Source organism: Lysinibacillus sp. CNPSo 3705 (assembly GCF_028674935.1).
Taxonomy (GTDB): Bacteria; Bacillota; Bacilli; order Bacillales_A; family Planococcaceae; genus Lysinibacillus.
Genome location: NZ_JAQZSD010000120.1, coordinates 1 through 5,356 on the forward strand (window position 1 = coordinate 1; position 5,356 = coordinate 5,356).

Sequence of the window (5,356 nt, forward strand, 5' to 3'; positions counted from 1 at the left end):
CTGCTATTTATTATAACAATTGATTAATTAAAAGAAAACAATTAATTTACAGAAGTGTTTTTAGCTATTTTAATTCATGAAAATATTTGAGCTACTCTATTTTCTGACTGTCGTGACACTTCGCTTTTAATCTGCAACAGGATCAATCAGAGTAGCTCTTCGTTACAATCAATTAAAAAAGTAAAATATACACGAAAAACTATTAATAGATTCAACTAACATGGCTGTTAATTTATCATTTTACAATACAATTATTTCATGATAGTTTTCTAGTTTCATTTTATCCTCAATCGTTTAAACCTTAAATTTCCTCTCAAGTGAAAGAACATTTCTAACGTTGCACTTTCTTACCGAATACATCTGCTAAAGAAGTTAAATAACCGAAAGAGCCATTTGTAATTGAACAATTTCCTCAAATGTTGTTGCGGGACCAAAAGATACTCTAAAAAATTGACGTGCCGCTTCCATAGAGTAGCCCATTGATAAAATCGCCTTCGTACCAGATTCACCATGACTATCACAGGCACTTCCAGTGGAAATACATATCCCCGCTTCATTTAATTTTAACAAAACGTATTGTCCCTCTACTCTTTTCATTAGTACACCACAAATATTAGGCAATTGCTCCCTACTCTCAATTATTTGACACGTTTCTTGTAATGTTTCCTTAAAACTTTGACGTAATGCTTCATAGTGCTTCCGCTCATATTGATAATCTTCAATCGCCGTAGCAAAAGCGACAATAGCTGGCGTATTTAATGTCCCTCCCCTTAACCCACGTTCATGCGTGACACCTGGTGCTAATGCAGGAACACGGAGCTTAGGATTAATATATATAGCTCCACATCCTTTTGGCCCACCTATTTTATGAGCTGATATTGTAATAGCATCTACTTTCTGCTTTAACGGAAGTTTACAAAAGGACTGTACACAATCAACATGCAAGAGAACGTTTGATTGTTTGGCAATCTCGGCTATTTCTTCAATAGGTTGAATAGAGCCTATCTCTGAATTTACATGTTGGATAGTGATTAAAGCCGTATCTTCTTGTATGGCTTCTCGTAGTTGCTCTACATGAATACAACCATCTTGCTGTAAAGGTAACTTCGTGATTATAAACCCCATTTTTTCAAGCGTATTTAAAGCCGCATGCACGGAAGTGTGTTCAGCTTGTGATGAAATAATGTGCTTCCCTTTGTTTGACGCTAAAGCTAATGACAAAATCGAAATTAAATTGCCCTCCGTTCCGCTGCCAGTAAAAATGACACCGTCACTATTTACTCCAAGAGATTTTGCTACGACAGCTCTTGCCTGCTCAACAAAATAATGTGCTTGGCCCCCTAGATCATGTAGGCTTGCACTATTCCCATAATACTGCTTTGCTACCTCACAATATGCTTTAAGAGCTTTTGGAGTCATTGGAGAGGTTGCAGCGTAATCCAAATAAATCATTTTATTCTTCCCTTCTAGTTCATCAAGTCTTGTTTTCTCTTTTATTTTATGTAAAGATATGTGTCAAGACAACTGTAAAGAAGGTATAGGTATGGATGTAATGACAGATGTACTTATTATTGGTAGCGGCGTTGCTGCACTTCAAACTGCTCGACTACTCGAAAGACATTTTCAAGTTCAGATAGTTACAAAATGTTCAGTTAAAATGAGTAGTTCTTATCGTGCTCAAGGCGGCATTGCTGCCGTTACAAGTCAAGAAGATCATCCAAAGTTTCACATTGCTGATACGTTGAATGCTGGAGAATATCATCATGAAAGAAGGAATGTTGAAATATTAATAGAAGACGGTACAGAAATTATGAGTGATTTATTAAAAGAGGGCTTTCCAGTTGATCGACAAATTGATGGGTCTCCCGCTCTAGGCTTAGAGGGGGCACATAGTCATCACCGTATTTTACATGCAGGTGGTGATCGTACTGGCCAAGTAATAATCGATTATTTACTCAGACAACTTTCATCTAATAGCGTTGTGAATTGCTATGAAATGGCTTACGAGCTTTTATTGAATACAGATGGTGCTTGTGTTGGTGTTCTGACAAAAGGTGCAGAGGGAACGAAGCGCTACCTTGCTCACCACGTCATTCTAGCGACAGGAGGTGCGGGCGCTTTATATTCTTGTACGTCTAACTTTGCTACGAATACTGGAGATGGTATCGCTTTAGCATATCGTGCTGGAGCTGCTATCAGTGATATGGAATTTATGCAATTTCATCCGAGCTTACTTTGGTGTGGAGGGCAGGCCAAAGGATTAGTCTCTGAAGCTGTCCGTGGCGCCGGAGGAAAGTTTGTAGATGCACGGCGTCATCCCATAATGAAAGGCATTCATGAGCAGTTGGACTTAGCACCACGCCATATTACTGCACATGCATTATTTAATAAACGTGCTGCAGGGCAGGAAACCTTTATTGATATTTCAAGTATCGAACACTTTGAAGAAAAATTCCCTACGATTGCTCAGCTTTGCTATGACAATCATGTTCATTTACAAGATGGATTAATCCCTGTAGCACCAGGTAGTCATTTCTTAATGGGTGGTGTTGTAGCTGATGACATGGGAAGAACTTCTATTCCTAATCTATATGCAATAGGTGAAGTTGCTTGTACTGGGGTGCATGGTGCCAATCGTTTAGCTAGTAACTCTCTTTTAGAAGGCATTACGTTTGGACAAAGAACCGCCCAATACATTATTCAAACAGGTTGTAAGCAAAATAGTTTCTTAATTGATGACAATCATCATCAACAAACAATGCCATCATTATTTACAAAAGATCAATTACGACAAATGATGATGCACACATTAGGCATTGTGCGAAATCCAATCGATATGGAACAATTCGTACAACAATTGCCCTCAATGCAAACACTTCTTCATGTTGATTTAGAGAGCTTAAATTGCCAGGAACTCGAACTTTACATGATGCATATTGTCGCTACATTAATGGCGCACGCAGCCATTACACGAAAAGAAACTCGTGGAGCACATATTCGCATTGACAGACCAAAAGATGATCATTATTGGGCAAACCGTTGGATCATTTTTCAACAAGGACAGATGAAAGTGAGGAATTCATTATATGAATATCATCAAACTCGAGGAATTGCTAAAACAATTTTTTAATGAGGATATAGGTGATGGGGATTTATCGAGTGAATTTATATTTTCTCCAGAACAGCAGGGATCTTTTTCTTTTTATGCGAAGGAGAGCGGCATTTTTTGTGGAGCCCCTATCATTAAGCATGGATTTCTTCTTCTTGATCAATCTATGGATATTATCCTTTATAAAAAAGATGGTGACAAAGTCAATGCTGGTGATATTCTAGCTGTTATCCAAGGACCACTTCAAAAGTTATTAATGGGTGAGCGTGTAATTTTAAATCTTATCCAGCGCATGTCCGCTATTGCTACAGCTACAAATTTAGCGGTACGAGAAACAGCAGGTACAAATGCGAAAATATGCGATACACGCAAAACAATGCCCGGAATGCGTATGTTAGATAAGTATGCTGTTAGAATCGGTGGGGCCTATAACCATCGCAATGGTTTATACGATGCGATAATGCTAAAAGATAATCATATTGCTTTTGCAGGTAGTATTACTAAGGCCGTACAGCTAGCCCGTGAGAAAATCGGTCACACCATTAAAATCGAAGTCGAAATCGAAACAAAAGCACAATTAGATGAAGCAATAGCAGCTGGCGCAGATATCATTATGTTTGATAATCGTAGCCCTGAGGAAATACGTGAATGGCTTCCCGTAGTTCCACCACATATTGCTACAGAAGCTTCAGGCGGCATTTCACTCCATAACTTAAATACCTATGCAGAAACAGGTATTCAATGGATTTCACTCGGAGCACTAACACATTCAGTAAAAGCCTTTGATATTAGTGCACTAGTAAAAACGAAAGGAGCTAATTCCATTGTCCATCTCTAGTTTATTACAACAAACATCACTACTACCAGAGCATTATCGTGGATTATCTAAAAATGACATGGAATCTCGCATTATAGCTATAAAAAAGAAATTAGGTCATAAGCTCTTCATCCCTGGACATCATTATCAAAAAGATGAAGTGATTCAATTTGCAGATGCAACAGGGGATTCCTTGCAGCTTGCTCAATTATCAGCAGCTAACAAGGAAGCTGAACATATAGTATTTTGTGGCGTACACTTTATGGCGGAAACAGCTGATATGCTCACAACTGAACAACAGCATGTTTATTTACCTGATATGCGTGCAGGCTGTTCAATGGCAGACATGGCAGACATTTATCAAACAGAACAAGCATGGCCGATTTTACAGGAACTCTTTGGCGATACGATTATCCCTCTAACATATGTTAATTCTACTGCTGCTATTAAAGCATTTACTGGGCGTCATGGTGGAGCCTGCGTAACATCGTCCAATGCAAAAGAAATGGTTAAATGGGCATTTACGCAAAAACCACGTATTTTCTTTTTACCAGATCAACATTTAGGAAGAAATACTGCGTATGACTTAGGAATACCACTTGAAAATATGGCAGTTTGGAATCCTCATACAAATATGCTTGAGACAGATCAGTCTCCAGAAAATATTCAAGTCATCCTATGGAAGGGACACTGCTCCGTTCACGAAGGTTTTACTGTTCAGCATACCGAACTTATACGTCAAGCTCATCCAACTATGCGTATCATTGTTCATCCTGAATGTAATCGTGAAGTTGTTGCGGCTGCAGATAAAGCAGGTTCTACAAAATACATTATCGATACGATTAATAAAGCACCGAGTGGTTCAGCATGGGCAATCGGTACTGAAATGAATCTTGTTAATCGGATAATCCAGCAGCACCCTGATAAGCAGATTATCTCTTTAAATAAGAACTTCTGTCCTTGTCTTACAATGAATCGAATTGACCTTCCCCATTTACTTTGGTCCTTAGAAAGTATAGAGAAAGGGCAACCACATAATCGTATTCAAGTAGATGCTCACACTGCTGAAGAAGCACGTAGCTCACTTGAAAGGATGCTAGTAAGAGCATAAAAGACAAAACGTCTACTCATTTCTGGTAGACGTTTTGTCTTTTATAATTACTAAGTCTTTTTTGCAAGCATGTTGTGATATTCATCACCTTAAAATCAGTGAATCTGTGCTTCTTTTATGCATGTAATTGTGTGATTACCCCAACAAATATTATAGAACCAGAATCTTAAAAACTATTTTAATACAAAAAAATACAGTAGATGTAATGTACATCTACTGTATTTCAGTATGACCCGTACGGGATTCGAACCCGTGTTACCGCCGTGAAAGGGCGGTGTCTTAACCACTTGACCAACGGGCCAATGGCGGAGAAGGAGGG

The 5,356-nt window shown here is 38.5% G+C and carries 4 protein-coding genes and 1 tRNA gene; 3 read left to right on the forward strand and 2 right to left on the reverse strand.

The window, feature by feature from the left end:
- Window positions 1–372: 372 nt before the first annotated feature.
- Complete coding sequence (locus PVA17_RS24215; protein ID WP_274069253.1) at window positions 373–1,452, reverse strand: cysteine desulfurase family protein; 1,080 nt, start codon at window positions 1,450–1,452, stop codon at window positions 373–375.
- A gap of 91 nt (window positions 1,453–1,543) precedes the next feature.
- Here PVA17_RS24215 and nadB point away from each other — a divergent pair, with 91 nt between their 5' ends.
- The 3 genes from nadB to nadA are packed head-to-tail and all read left to right on the forward strand — an operon-like array spanning window position 1,544 to window position 5,037.
- The gene (gene nadB, locus PVA17_RS24220; RefSeq protein ID WP_274069254.1) at window positions 1,544–3,130 is read left to right on the forward strand and encodes an L-aspartate oxidase; all 1,587 of its coding nucleotides are present in this window, start codon (window positions 1,544–1,546) and stop codon (window positions 3,128–3,130) included.
- Window positions 3,087–3,947 (forward strand): carboxylating nicotinate-nucleotide diphosphorylase, encoded by an 861-nt coding sequence (gene nadC, locus PVA17_RS24225; RefSeq protein ID WP_274069255.1) that lies wholly within the window; start codon window positions 3,087–3,089, stop codon window positions 3,945–3,947. Before nadB ends, nadC begins: the two co-directional genes overlap by 44 nt.
- Entirely contained in the window at window positions 3,934–5,037 is a 1,104-nt protein-coding gene (gene nadA, locus PVA17_RS24230) for a quinolinate synthase NadA (RefSeq protein WP_274069256.1), read from the forward strand. Before nadC ends, nadA begins: the two co-directional genes overlap by 14 nt.
- A gap of 229 nt (window positions 5,038–5,266) precedes the next feature.
- On the opposite strand, the gene PVA17_RS24235 is transcribed toward nadA, so the two are convergent.
- Window positions 5,267–5,338 (reverse strand) — tRNA-Glu (locus PVA17_RS24235).
- Window positions 5,339–5,356 lie beyond the last annotated feature (18 nt).

Coding starts and splice junctions, on each gene's coding strand:
- nadB (WP_274069254.1), top strand. CDS start 1,544: ATGGATGTAATGACAGATGTACTTATTATTGGTAGCGGCGTTGCTGCA.
- nadC (WP_274069255.1), top strand. CDS start 3,087: ATGAATATCATCAAACTCGAGGAATTGCTAAAACAATTTTTTAATGAG.
- PVA17_RS24215 (WP_274069253.1), bottom strand. CDS start 1,452: ATGATTTATTTGGATTACGCTGCAACCTCTCCAATGACTCCAAAAGCT.